Raw genomic sequence first — 12,689 nt, forward strand, 5'->3', positions numbered from 1 at the left:
TTCCTTTAAAATTTTACAATCCGGATTACAGAAAATAAAATGAAAAAGGACTCCTGCCTAAGCAGGAGCCAAAGAGAGAGGGGTGAATACAAATGGCAGCACTTCACGGGCAGCAAAACGTCTTCTACATCCCTTCTTCCGTAGAACAAGAGATGTCAAAGCACATGTTCCTTTCGCTGCCGCAAGAAGCCTGCGGGGTTATGCTGGGTGAAACCGCAGCGGGCGGTATACGAATCAGTCGGTTTCAGCCCATTCGTAACGTAGCACCTGACCCGCTGCACCATTTTACTCTGGACGATGCCGAATGGATTCGGTGCGTATTCTCCGAGCCCAAGCTCATTGGTATCTTCCATTCTCATCCGGAGACTAGGCCTGTTCCTTCCTTAGAGGACTTGCAAGCTCTTCCGGCCTTCGCCGGTTTGCTTCAGATGTACCTCATCGGCTCACCCGACCTAACAAGCGGGTTGCGATCTCATATGCATCTGAACGGTTATCTGATTGAACCCTCGAAGAAACCGCAAGATCCGGCACACCGCGTTGTGCCTTCATACAATCTGCTTCCCGTTCCGTTATGCGTGACTTAGCTGGGTATACAAATCACCCAAGGTCTCCACATTTTTACGCATCATGTCCTCCAAATAACAGGACCATAATTGTGCAGTCATTTTGGAATCTTCCAGTGCATGGTGACGCCCATAGATCGGAATGCCTCTGGATTCCAGCAATTCATCCAGACCATACCCCGGCCTGCTCGGTTCAAGCCAGCGGGCCAACATCATCGTATCGATTAAACGATGTGTCAGCCTTACCTTTGAAGTCCGCCACAGAGCCGCATTCAGAAAAGCTCGGTCATGCGCACTTGCGTGTGCAATCAGAACATTTCCACCTACAAAAGACATGAAATCATGCAGCCCTTCCAGCAAAGTTGGTGCGTCCAGCGTCATCTCCTGCGTAATACCTGTAAGTTCAGTAATATGTTCCGGAACCGCAGTCTTGGACTGCACCACCGTATAGAACTGTTCTCCTTCCAGTACCACACCACCATGTATACGGACCGCACCAAATGAGATAATCTCATCCCCATGCTGGGGCGAAAAACCCGTCGTTTCCAGATCAAATACAACTGCGTCCAGCTCATTTAGAGGCGTATGCAGAACCTCAGGTCTGCGCTGTTCTCTCATCATAGAGCGGATAAACGCCATGTGTTGCGCCGTAGGGGCTCCCATAATGGAAGCGATGGCGGAAGGAACCCCTCCCTGACGCAGCGAATTCCAGAATCCTGTATTGCCCCTTGCCGGCTCTCTCATGGACGTCTCCTTTCTGCAAAACGCAACTGTCTTTGCAAAGCACGATGCACTCGTCGTACCAACCCGAGCGTATCCCTGAGCTCATAATGAATTTGCTTTTGTTTCATCTGTTTCTCATCCAGGAACCCACTGCTATGTTGCAAATCCCCTTTGATGACAACCGGTGTACTTCTGCGAAACTTCAAAGCTGCTAAGAAGGCCCGCTGGCATGCATCCAGTAATGTAAATGGAACAGCTTCAAGTGAAGTCAGTCTCTCCATTCTTTTTAACGTCGATGACTCCTTGATCCCATGTTGCAAAGCCAAATAACGGGCACTGTTCACCAGCGGAATGTACAAACCATACTTAACATCAAATCCGCCTGCATGTTCACCAAATCGTTCTGTGACCACACGTCCAAGTACATTTAATGTAGCTTTATGTTTAACCGTATTGCGAAGAACTGCATCCGAAAGTTCAGGAACCAGTCTGAACTGTTCATAAAAACTCGTGATCCATTCCTCCGCCAGACTTTGCTCACCTGCAACAAAACGCATGTCTGAAGCAATAATGAGATTACGAACGGGCTCCCAATTCAGATCCGAGCTCCAATCTGCTAATTGATGCTTCCATGACGCCAGCGTTTTTCTCCAGAGTGGCTCAGAGCACATGACTTTGCCTTCGCATTTGGCGTAACCAAGCTCTTCCAACATATCCGTCATTCGCTGTCCGAGCTGAGCAAAATATTCCTCTTTACCTTCATGCGGAGTATCGCTAATGATCATGCCATTATCCTGATCACTCCATAACGTTGCTTCTTCCCTGCCGGAACTGCCAAATACGATAAAGGCATAGGGGACGGGAGGTTGGCCGAAGCCTTCCTCAACCATCCCCTGAATGCATAACTCTACTGCTTTCCGTGCAATCCGGTCATGCAGTTCATTTACCGTTTGGTACCACTCGATCGGCGACAAGGAAGCGGACAACAATTCCTGGAGCTCGTTCTGTAATATCACACGTGCCTGGCGCAGTTCTTGAGAAGACACCGCACCATCGATTCCCTGATAAGACCAGGAATAGTTTGTATACGAGATGGGTTCCATCATGTCCAGCCTCCTTGAAGCATGATTCAGCATCATTCACCTCAGGAGCTGAACGTACCACCATTGGATTTAGAATCTACATTTTTCATTTGTTCAGGGTATCCGTAAGTACCGTGCTCACTGATATCCAGACCCATTGTTTCTTCTTCTTCAGTAACACGGATGCCCATGATTGCTTTCATTCCGCCCAGAATAATGAAGGACATTACCAGTACGAAGGCAAAAGCACCTGCCAGACCGAGAAGCTGTACGCCCAATTGGTGGAATCCACCGCCATAGAACAGACCCGCTTGACCTACACCAGCATTCTCGGCAAGTTCAGGAGTAGCGAACAAGCCCGTGGAGATCGCACCCCACATACCCGCAATACCATGCACGGAGAAAGCGTAGATTGGATCGTCAATTCCTTTACGATCGAAGTACTGTGCTGTGAAGAATGTGATGATACCCGCCAGAGCACCGATAACCAGCGCTGCCCAAGGTTCAACGAATGCACATGCTCCTGTAATTGCAACGAGTGCCGCAAGCACACCGTTTAACATGCTAGGGATATCAGACTTACCAAGTACTGCCCATGAGATCAACAGCGCAGCAACACCACCGGCTGCAGCAGCTACGTTAGTAGTTAATGCAACATAACCGAAGAATCCATCCCCCATGGCAGATAATGTACTACCTGGGTTGAATCCGAACCAACCGATCCAGAGGATAATAACCCCGAGTACGGAATACACTTGGTTGTGACCTGGAATGATGTTAGGTTTGCCGTCTTTGTTATATTTACCAATACGTGGTTTCAACAAGATGGTCGCTACCAATGCTGCAGTCGCACCAGTCAAGTGAACAACCGTCGATCCTGCAAAGTCTTGCATACCCAGCTCAGCCAACCAGCCGCCGCCCCATACCCAGTGAGCAACAACCGGATACATGATAATGGTATAAAGAGTACCGAAAACAATATATACGCTCATCTTTGCACGTTCAGCCATACCACCGCAGGCAATGGCCAGAGATACCGCCGCAAAGGCGAGGTGGAATACGAATTTAATAGTCAGTGGAACATCGGAGAAAGCCAGTGATTCGAAGGAAGCAGCCATCTTGTCACCACTCAGGAAGAATCCTGTTGTTCCAAAGAAGCTGTTACCATTACCGAAACCAAGACCGAAACCCAAAGCCCAGAAGGCAATAACTGAAATTCCCAATGTCAGGATGGTCTTACCCGCAATGTGTCCTGCATTCTTCATTCGTGTTGAACCCGCTTCGAGTAAAGCAAATCCCCCTTGCATCAAGAACACCAGTACAACAGCCAGAAACGTAAAGGCTGAGTTCAAACCACTTTGAAGTTCAATGTTAGTCGGACCCTCCGCAGCCGCAAATGCGCTGACCGGAAAAGCGAGCAAAGTAAGCATTACTAACATGGAAACCAACCATTTCTTTCTCATATACCCCACTCCCTCTTATGTTAAGTTTCTTCACATAACGTGAAACTCTTAATGTCATTATAAGCAGAAGAGAGGAAAGTTGACAAGAGTATTTTCATCAAAACTGAAAATTATTTCTGGGAATAAAGTCATACGTCTTTTTCTTGCACTTAAGTACATAATCACATTCTATGAGTACATAGATATAGAAATGCAGTATGCTGATTGCCAAAGCATAACGTTTGACTGTACGGTTAAAGATCATGTATCATACTTATTAGTAAGAAAAATTGGGCGTAGTCTAGAAATTCACAAGTGGAAACTACAATTCCCTACATTTGAACTTGCAAGCGAGGTGAATATCATTGGGGATATGAAACTTTTTCGGATTGGCGAACTTGCCAAGACCGCTGGTGTTAGTGAACGGACGATTGATTATTACACAAAGCTTGGACTAATCGCTCCCGAAGAACGTACACAAAAAAATTATCGTCTCTATAGTAATGAAACTTTAACGAGGCTTGAACGTATTGTACAGATGAAACAAGAGAAGTATAGTCTCGACGAGATTAAGCAATCTCTTGAGAAGTGGCGTCTGGTTAGTACAGAAGAACAAGTTGCCAGCAAACTGACAACGTTGGAGCTTCATGTACAACAACTTGAGCGAGAGGTTAACGAACTCAAACCGCTACTTGGAGAGATGAAACCTGTACAAGCACGTAAAATGATGGCAGGACTCCTCACCAAAAGTGCCGGTACAATGGAGGCACTAAAAATCTTGCTTGAGAACACCATGATGTAGCTTATTTTTAGAAAGCGGAGGAATGAATATGAGTTTTAATAACGGTATGTTCGTATTGATCATTATCGCCTTTTTGCTCTCTTTATGGGCGCAATTTCGCGTTAAAGGTACGTTTAGACGTTGGTCGGAGGTACCGAACCAGAACGGAATGACTGGTTACGATGCCGCTCGCCAGATGCTTGATGCTAACGGCCTGCACGATGTTCCAATTGAACCTGTACGCGGCACGCTCTCTGATCACTATGATCCGATCAATCGGGTTGTACGTTTATCAGAACCAGTATATTACGAAAACTCAATCTCAGCTGTTTCGGTAGCGTGTCACGAAGTTGGCCACGCCATTCAGCATAAAGAAAGTTATCCGATGCTGGCACTGCGTCACCGGATCTTCCCAATTGTGAACTTTGCATCCGGATTAGCTCCATTCCTGTTGATTGCAGGATTCATCTTCAATGCCATGAACCTTGTAGGTATCGGTATCATCTTCTTCTCCGTAACTGTAGCATTCCAACTCATCACTTTACCGGTTGAGTTCAATGCAAGTAATCGCGCTAGAGAGATTATGGTATCCGAAGGGTACATTCGTAATGAAGAAGAAAAAGGTGTTGCAAAAGTTCTGAATGCCGCAGCCTTGACTTATGTTGCTGCAGCGTTGATCTCACTGCTTGAGTTGATTCGTTACATCGGAATCTTCAACAGCCGCGATTAATCAGATACCTAATACAACAAAAACAAAAAACAATACCCCACCGTTAATCGGATGGGGTATTGTTTTGTTGTAAACCAAAATAATGAAGCAAAAATGAACGAAAGGACTGGGCAACCAGCGGTAGCTTGTCATCCGCACGGTGAATTAACCCAATGGTCCGTGTTACTTTGGGATGAGAGATGGCCACATGTGCCGGTTGCAACGGGTTCGTCTGGAATAACGCCATCTCAGGCAGCAGACTGACCCCCATGCCCGCAGCAACCAATCCGCGGATAGTGTCGGTCTCTTCCCCTTCAAAAGCAATCTTGGGTGTAAAACCAGCTTCCAGACAGGCATGCCACACAATAGGACGAAGAGAATAACCTTTGCTAAACAATACAAATTTATCATCCTTGAGCTGTTCAAGCGCAATTGTCTCTTCACCAGCTAACGGGTGATTGGGGGGAAGGATGGCATGTAATTCTTCCGTAAGTACAATATCACCATCTACTTGATCATGCTTCTCTGGAAAAGGAGAAATAAATGCCAAGTCTACCTCACCCGATAATACATCACGAATCAGTGTAGGGAACATCCCCTGCTTAAATCTGAATTTCACGTTGGGGTAGCGCTGACGGAAAGCAGCCACCACGGAAGGAATGAGATGAATCCCCAGGCTATGCGGAAATCCAATTCGAATCTCCCCATGCTCCGGGTCCAGAAACTCATGAACTTCCCCGACTGCCTTGTCCAAATCTTTCAAGATACCTTCAATTCGTTTGCAAAAAAGCTGCCCTACTGCAGTCAACTGCAGATTTCGTCCCTTTTGCATAAAAAGATCCACGCCCAGTTCTTCTTCCAGCTGATGAATCTGACGACTCACCGCCGACTGTGCCACATGCAACTCTTCAGCAGCCTGTGTTACATGTTCCTTCTGTGCCACTTTCAAAAAGTAATGCAACTGTCTTAATTCCACTCGCCTGATCGCTCCAATCTGTTATACCCTACTTATCCTTGATTGCATTCCATCTTGAGAACGTTCTGACTACCGCTTTAAGCTACGGGGTTTCCACAACCTGATCAACAGTCCGTAAATAAAGAATCCACCCAACAATCCTCCGAGGTGAGCCATCCAATTGATGCCCGACATGGCGAAGGAGAATATGATTCCGAACAAAAGCAACGTGTACATCGTTTTGCGCGAAGCCTCATCCATCATCGTTCGCTGGAACAGTGCTACATATAGGAATGCACCATAGACAGCATAGATCGCTCCTGAAGCCCCTACCGAGATGGTAATACTCCCAACCGAGTTGTACCACGCAACAGCAAGAATATTACCCAATACACCGCCACCCAGGTACAATACACCATACCTTACCGACCCGAGCAACCGCTCCATCGGTGGTGCAAATACGATTAACGCAAAGCTGTTAAACAATAAATGACTGAAGCCCGCATGCAGGAACATGGATGTAATGTAACGCCACCATTCATGTGCGAACAGTTCATGATTCGTGAGTGCCCCAAATTTCAGCAGCACCATATTGTTCGTTGATCCACCGTTCACCGTTAACACAATAAACATGACTACATTGGCAATTAAAAAAAGCGACGTCAAAGGGAAATACTTCAAATAACCTTTCCAGTTCTCATAGCGAATAAATATCATAAATTTCTTCTTTCACTCCACCCTGTTCAGATCGGACTTACATCTCTGATCCATCGTAATGGTACATGCCCGAATTGGACAATGCCTTTCATAAAAGATTATAATGGATTTTGGCACGGATCACCAATTTATAAGGAGGAACATTATTATGACACAAGAACGTACAGGCGCAGCCACATTTAAAGGCAACCCTATTACATTGATCGGACCCGAACTGAAAGTGGGCGATCAAGCACCTGATTTTACACTGAGCAAGAACCTGGTTGAGGACGCTTCCCTGAAAGACTTCGCAGGCAAAATCAAATTAATCAGCGTTGTTCCTTCCCTGGATACTGGCGTATGCGATGCGCAAACTCGTCGTTTCAACGTGGAAGCTGGAGAACTCGGAGACAATGTTGTTGTCTTGACAGTCAGCGTTGACCTTCCGTTCGCTCAGGCCCGTTGGTGTGGAGCAGCTGGTGTTGACCGCGTAGTTACATTGTCAGACTACAAAACACGTTCTTTCGGTGAAGACTACGGCGTTCTGATCAAAGAATTCCAACTCGACATGCGCTCCATTTTTGTTTTGGATGCCGAAGACCGGATTACATATGTGGAGTATTTGCCTGAAATGACAGACTCCCCTAACTTCGAACAAGCAATTGCTGCTGTAAAAGCTTTGCTGTAAAAGCTTTGCTGTAGAAGTTATCATACGTTCAGAACAAAAGCGAGGAAGGTTAACCTTCACTCGCTTTTTGTTATTTATCATCTATTTCAATCATTTGCTTTATACTTGCTTAGCTTTTTATCGAGTACAGAGAATAAATTCATAATCGTGCGATAATTGGAACCCAAGTCTCCAAGTGAACCACGTGAAGCTGAATACATATCCACCGCACTACGAACAGGACTTACCGAAATAATGGAAACTGTAATATCCATCGTCCGTCCAAAGGTAGTCCGCTTCTCCAGAATAACTTCTCCAACAGAAGGCACTTCATGCAGCACTTTATAACCCGGAATCTTTTTGAGTGTCGAAGAGACCTCTTCCCAGGCTCTGTCTTTGGATAAGTTATAATACCGTGTTTTTAATTTGGGATCCTTGGCTCGATCGCTGGTCCCCTCCATGCTGCGGATGATACCGACGAGCGTTCTCTTTAAGGTCAAGACCCTTCCTCCTTTGAATGTAACCGTTCCATTTATGTATCTTAGTGTAACATTGTTCAAGTAGTAACAAAAGGGCAAGCATCATATTTATCGTAAAACCAATCAAAAACATTCATTACAACTTAAAAACACCCTGAAATTCCTTCTGAAGAGGAAAAGTCAGGGTGCTGTACATAAGATTTAGGAACCCGCCTATGCCGTCCGGCTACATTGTCTTATGAACCTGCTTGGCAGGTGGGTGACCGCAAAAATGCTTTTTGAAGTCCCCATGTCGTATAGACAGGGCTTTTCAGCAACATTCTGTGTTGATCTCCCGAAGACATCATCATTGGTTCAAAACAACGAATAACCGAAACGTACATCGCAGGATGTACAATTATTATATCCCTAACTGTGTAAAAAGTAAATGGCGATCCATCATGTTTTATTTTTGCAATGTAATGTTTTTGTCGTCTGATGGCTCAGATGTTTCACCATTCTCTGCTGATTGTTCAGCCAGCGCAGCAGCTTCCTCTTCTTCCTTCTTGAGTTGCAACTTCTCCATCTGCTCCTGCATCTTGTTGAAGGTTGCGTAGAAGTTAAAGAAAGCGAACCAAGCAATGATGCTGATAATGAAGAAAACGAACAAGACCGGATAACGGAAACCGATGTAGAACAGCAATCCACTTCCCAGCAATGTGGAAAATACACGGAATGGTCTGATCAGCGTAAGCAATACCGCGTTTTTGATAATGAGTCCGATGGACATATGATAGTGTACAACCATCGAGAAAAAGTTAAAGAGTGATACAAATAACAAGAGAAGCAGTACTAACATGATGATTCCCACGAGCTGCATATTGCGGAACTGCGTCATGTACACTGTATAATCCAGATACATAATCGCGAACAGCAGTGTGTAAAAAATGCCCCCAATTAAACTTTGCTTGTAGTTTTCCTTGTAACCTACAAAGAAAGTACGGAAGATCGGTACATCCGTATCGCCCATATTCCATTTACGAACAACCGTAAACAGCGCCGAAGTCGCCGGGAACAGTGTAAGCGGTGCCACAATAGCTATAGCCCAGTTCATTTGCAATGATTCGTTTGCGAGGTTCTGCTGCATCACGAGCAGTTTCATAATCAAGAAAAACAAGAACGGAGACGAACAAATAGCCCACAACAGATTGGTTGCGGCCAGTCTCGTAATCCACTCTGTAAGCCGGTAGATCCCACCCATAGCTCCTTTAAATTCCAAACATTTCTCCTCCTCTGCAGCCTTGCGTATTACCTGAAGTCTAATATTAATATACCTTATTATAGATAGGAAAAGCCAGTACTTCCCGAAAAGAGATCGTCATTGTCCTTAACTAGCGCTTCTAGCCGCTTCTGGCAGTGAAATAAATGATGCAGTAATTTTGAAAATAAAAAAATGGAGCAGTTGCCCGCTCCATTTTTCAGATTATACGTTTATATTACTCGAAAGAAGAATCTTTCGCTGGACGACGTCCTTCGTTACTGCTTGGACGCGGTTTGCGGTCACGGTTGTAACCACCTTCTCTGCTTCCACCACCAGTGCTGCTGCCGCTGTTACGATCACGGTTGTAACCGCCACGTCCGCCACCACTGCTGTTGCGATCGCGGTTGTAACCACCACCACTGCCGCCGCTACCACTTGTGCGGTTACCGCTGTAACCTGATGGTTTACGTCCGCCAGAGCGAACATCCGGTTTACGACGTTTTGCACGGATTGGATCTTCAGGAGTCAGATCAACTTGAGCATCTTTCTTGTCACCTGTCAGGAGCTTCAGTGCAGCCGACAACAGTTGAACAGAATCATATTGCTCAAGCATTTGAATCGCAATACCTTTGTATTCGTTCAGTTCACCTGATTGTACGATTTCCAGCAAGCGCTCTGCTGTCAAACGTTGTTTACCTTCAACCGCTTCTGCCATTGTTGGCAGTGGTTTACGTGGAATACGGTGACGTGTTACACGCTCGATGAAGTGCAAGTGATCAATCTCACGCGGTGTAACGAAGGACCAAGCAGCACCCTCTTTACCCGCACGACCTGTACGACCGATACGGTGAACATAACTCTCCGGATCTTGCGGAAGGTCAAAGTTAACAACGTGAGTTACACCAGATACGTCGAGACCACGTGCAGCCACGTCTGTTGCAACGAGTACGTCAATGCTGCCGTCACGGAACTTACGCATTACCGCATCACGTTGATTCTGGGACAAGTCACCATGAAGACCGTCTGCAGAATATCCACGTTTTTGCAAAGCTTCAGCCAATTCGTCAACACGACGTTTTGTACGTCCGAATACGATCGCCAGTTCAGGAGATTCCATATCCAACAAACGGCTTAATGCTTCGAATTTTTGACGCTCAGGTACTTCGATATAGGATTGGTCAATCAATGGTGCACTAACATGTTTCGGAATCACAGAAATGTGTTCAGGATTGTTCAAGAATTGTTGTGCCAATTTTTGAATGTTAGGAGGCATTGTTGCTGAGAACAGCATGGTTTGACGCTCGTCTGGAACTTGTTTCAGGATGGATTGGATATCCTCCATGAAACCCATGTCGAGCATTTCATCTGCTTCATCCAGTACAACAGTTTGTACATCATCTAGTTTGATTGTTTTGCGGTTGATGTGGTCAAGGAGACGTCCAGGTGTACCAATGATGATCTGTGGTTTTCTTTTCAGTGCACGGATTTGACGCACGATATCTTGTCCGCCGTAGATTGGCAGGGAGCGAAGACCTTTGAAGCGAGTGAGTTTTTCGATCTCTTCAGCAACTTGAATGGCAAGTTCACGTGTAGGTGCCATAATAAGGGCGCGGATTTTCTCATCACTTTTTGTGATTTTGCTGATCAACGGAATACCGAATGCAGCTGTTTTACCCGTACCTGTTTGAGCTTGACCAATCAAATCTCTGCCTTCGAGTGCCAAAGGAATCGCTTTGGATTGGATCGGTGTTGCTTCTTCAAACCCGAGCTCAGTGATGGCTTGCAGCACCAGTGGTTCAAGATTGAAATCTGTAAAGTTTAAATTTGTCAAAATTATTCATGCTCCTTTTATATGGTGGACATGGTGGACAATCCACTTTGTTGTCTGTATTCTTAAGTAGCGTTAATATTTATAGGGTATCCCAACGGGACGAATTATTTTCATAACGAATATAATTCCATGAATGGGTCCCCAACATAAGACTAAAACTACATACATGTGTTTGAAACATTTCAAAATTTTATTGCTCCATTTAGGAAAAGTTTCCTACTCAAGAATATCCACAAATTATTATATCACAAAACAATTCAAGATTACCAGCAATCTGGTTTTAAATATAAATGAGGTGATTAAATTGCCCAAAATAATTTGGCACTCTTTAGTGATCATTTTGGGTGCTGCAGCTATTGCCTGCGGCTTTAACTGGTTTTTGGTCCCCCATCAGCTTTTAAGCGGCGGGGTGTCCGGTATTTCAATGCTTCTGGGTTATTTTACAACGTTGAATCTTAGTATAATGTATTTTGTTCTTAACATTCCCCTGCTCATTGCAGGTTGGTTTATTCTTGGACGACGCTTCATTACGTTAAGTATTCTTTCGGTAGCAGCCACCTCCTGGTTCATTGCGCTTCTGCCTGTTTTTGCTGTGGCTACAGACCCTTTACTTAGTTCTGTATTTGGCGGTGTGCTTATTGGAATGGGCACTGGTGTTTCCTTCCGAGTCGGCGGCTCCACAGGAGGACTCGACATTGTTGGGTCCATTTTCACGCGTAAACGAGACTTTCCGATTGGTACAGTGATGGCCGGTATGAACGGTACGATCATTATGCTTGCAGGATACCTGAGTGACAATTGGAATACAGCCTTGGCCTCCATGGTATCCATCTACATCACAGGCAAAGTGCTTGATCTGATCCATATCAGTCACGTCAAAGTAACACTGTACATCATTACAAACGAAACCGAAGCCATGTTAAAAAAATTACTTGTTCGGCCTCGTGGAGTTACCAAAATTAAGACTCAGGGAGCATACACGGATATTGAAAAGGACATGCTCATGACCGTAACTACCCGCTACGAGTTGGTTGAAATTAAACGTATTATCAAGGATACAGATCCAAACGCTTTTGTTAACATTGTGGAAACGGTTGGTGTTATGGGTTCATTTCGCAGAAGTTGAGACACCTGTACGGTTAACAATTCACAACATTGTGGTATAATAACGGTGTACGGCTCCTAAATATGTTGTATAGCAGGTTCAACCCTTCAATTTCACAGGCCATATGCTTTCCCGAATCGCGCCGAATGACTTACCATTTTGGAATTCGAGTAGGAAAGGGTGATTATTGTGGATATGGAAACGGTAAAACTGTTTGAGATTGTCAACAGATGGTGCCCGGAAATGCTCCCTTTCTTGAAACCGAATGAACTCGACTCACTGATTGTCCTCCGGGATGGGCTGGGCATCCTGGAACAGGGAGACGCAATGGAAATCATTCAGTACAGTATTTGTGAGCATCAAAATGAGATTTACATTCAATAATTTTTTTCAGATTGATCACGCCGCTTCTTGCA

At 45.1% G+C, this 12,689-nt stretch carries 14 protein-coding genes and 1 other RNA gene; 6 read left to right on the plus strand and 9 right to left on the minus strand.

All coding sequences use genetic code 11. From position 1 onward, the window contains the following. The first annotated feature begins 92 nt into the window (after positions 1-92). Positions 93-584, plus strand: coding sequence for a M67 family metallopeptidase (locus tag BLS69_RS13360; protein WP_091032201.1), 492 nt, complete (start codon positions 93-95; stop codon positions 582-584). On the opposite strand, the gene BLS69_RS13365 is transcribed toward BLS69_RS13360, so the two are convergent. From BLS69_RS13365 to BLS69_RS13375, 3 genes are read right to left on the minus strand one after another with little or no spacing between them, the layout of a single operon-like run. Further along, positions 570-1,307 carry an exonuclease domain-containing protein gene (locus BLS69_RS13365; protein WP_091032202.1) on the minus strand — a complete coding sequence of 246 codons (738 nt, stop codon included), beginning with the start codon at positions 1,305-1,307 and terminating at the stop codon, positions 570-572. The genes BLS69_RS13360 and BLS69_RS13365 overlap by 15 nt on opposite strands. Continuing rightward, complete coding sequence (locus BLS69_RS13370; protein ID WP_371129077.1) at positions 1,304-2,389, minus strand: DUF294 nucleotidyltransferase-like domain-containing protein; 1,086 nt, start codon at positions 2,387-2,389, stop codon at positions 1,304-1,306. Before BLS69_RS13370 ends, BLS69_RS13365 begins: the two co-directional genes overlap by 4 nt. A gap of 41 nt (positions 2,390-2,430) precedes the next feature. After that, positions 2,431-3,831, minus strand: a complete 1,401-nt coding sequence (locus tag BLS69_RS13375) for an ammonium transporter (RefSeq protein ID WP_091032209.1) — start codon at positions 3,829-3,831, stop codon at positions 2,431-2,433. A 352-nt stretch (positions 3,832-4,183) separates the two neighbouring features. On the opposite strand from BLS69_RS13375, the gene BLS69_RS13380 reads away from it, so the two are divergent. Both BLS69_RS13380 and BLS69_RS13385 read left to right on the plus strand, forming a co-directional pair. Continuing rightward, the gene (locus BLS69_RS13380; protein WP_017689377.1) at positions 4,184-4,612 is read left to right on the plus strand and encodes a MerR family transcriptional regulator; all 429 of its coding nucleotides are present in this window, start codon (positions 4,184-4,186) and stop codon (positions 4,610-4,612) included. A gap of 28 nt (positions 4,613-4,640) precedes the next feature. Then, entirely contained in the window at positions 4,641-5,321 is a 681-nt protein-coding gene (locus tag BLS69_RS13385; protein WP_036609646.1) for a zinc metallopeptidase, read from the plus strand. Positions 5,322-5,364: 43 nt separating this feature from the next. On the opposite strand, the gene BLS69_RS13390 is transcribed toward BLS69_RS13385, so the two are convergent. Further along, the gene (locus BLS69_RS13390) at positions 5,365-6,276 is read right to left on the minus strand and encodes a glutamate biosynthesis transcriptional regulator GltC (protein WP_062833647.1); all 912 of its coding nucleotides are present in this window, start codon (positions 6,274-6,276) and stop codon (positions 5,365-5,367) included. Between the two features lie 69 nt (positions 6,277-6,345). Continuing rightward, the gene (locus BLS69_RS13395) at positions 6,346-6,972 is read right to left on the minus strand and encodes a rhomboid family intramembrane serine protease (protein ID WP_036609651.1); all 627 of its coding nucleotides are present in this window, start codon (positions 6,970-6,972) and stop codon (positions 6,346-6,348) included. 148 nt (positions 6,973-7,120) lie between these two features. Between BLS69_RS13395 and tpx the strand changes: the two genes are divergently transcribed. Next, positions 7,121-7,639 (plus strand): thiol peroxidase, encoded by a 519-nt coding sequence (gene tpx, locus BLS69_RS13400; RefSeq protein WP_036609653.1) that lies wholly within the window; start codon positions 7,121-7,123, stop codon positions 7,637-7,639. Between the two features lie 86 nt (positions 7,640-7,725). On the opposite strand, the gene BLS69_RS13405 is transcribed toward tpx, so the two are convergent. The 4 genes from BLS69_RS13405 to BLS69_RS13420 all read right to left on the minus strand — a co-directional run bounded on the left by BLS69_RS13405 (position 7,726) and on the right by BLS69_RS13420 (position 11,168). After that, on the minus strand, positions 7,726-8,118 hold the full coding sequence (locus BLS69_RS13405; protein WP_017689382.1) for a DUF1499 domain-containing protein: 393 nt from the start codon (positions 8,116-8,118) through the stop codon (positions 7,726-7,728). 181 nt (positions 8,119-8,299) lie between these two features. Continuing rightward, a non-coding RNA gene (gene ssrS / locus BLS69_RS13410) (6S RNA) lies at positions 8,300-8,491 on the minus strand. 51 nt (positions 8,492-8,542) lie between these two features. Beyond that, the gene (locus BLS69_RS13415; protein ID WP_091032212.1) at positions 8,543-9,355 is read right to left on the minus strand and encodes a YesL family protein; all 813 of its coding nucleotides are present in this window, start codon (positions 9,353-9,355) and stop codon (positions 8,543-8,545) included. A gap of 217 nt (positions 9,356-9,572) precedes the next feature. Continuing rightward, on the minus strand, positions 9,573-11,168 hold the full coding sequence (locus tag BLS69_RS13420; RefSeq protein ID WP_091017518.1) for a degradosome RNA helicase CshA: 1,596 nt from the start codon (positions 11,166-11,168) through the stop codon (positions 9,573-9,575). 304 nt (positions 11,169-11,472) lie between these two features. Here BLS69_RS13420 and BLS69_RS13425 point away from each other — a divergent pair, with 304 nt between their 5' ends. Beyond that, entirely contained in the window at positions 11,473-12,294 is an 822-nt protein-coding gene (locus BLS69_RS13425; protein ID WP_036609659.1) for a YitT family protein, read from the plus strand. 174 nt (positions 12,295-12,468) lie between these two features. Next, positions 12,469-12,657, plus strand: coding sequence for a hypothetical protein (locus tag BLS69_RS13430; protein WP_029880762.1), 189 nt, complete (start codon positions 12,469-12,471; stop codon positions 12,655-12,657). Positions 12,658-12,689: the final 32 nt, after the last annotated feature.

The sequence above is a fragment of the Paenibacillus sp. CF095 genome (assembly GCF_900101225.1).
In the GTDB taxonomy this organism is placed as follows: Bacteria; Bacillota; Bacilli; order Paenibacillales; family Paenibacillaceae; genus Paenibacillus.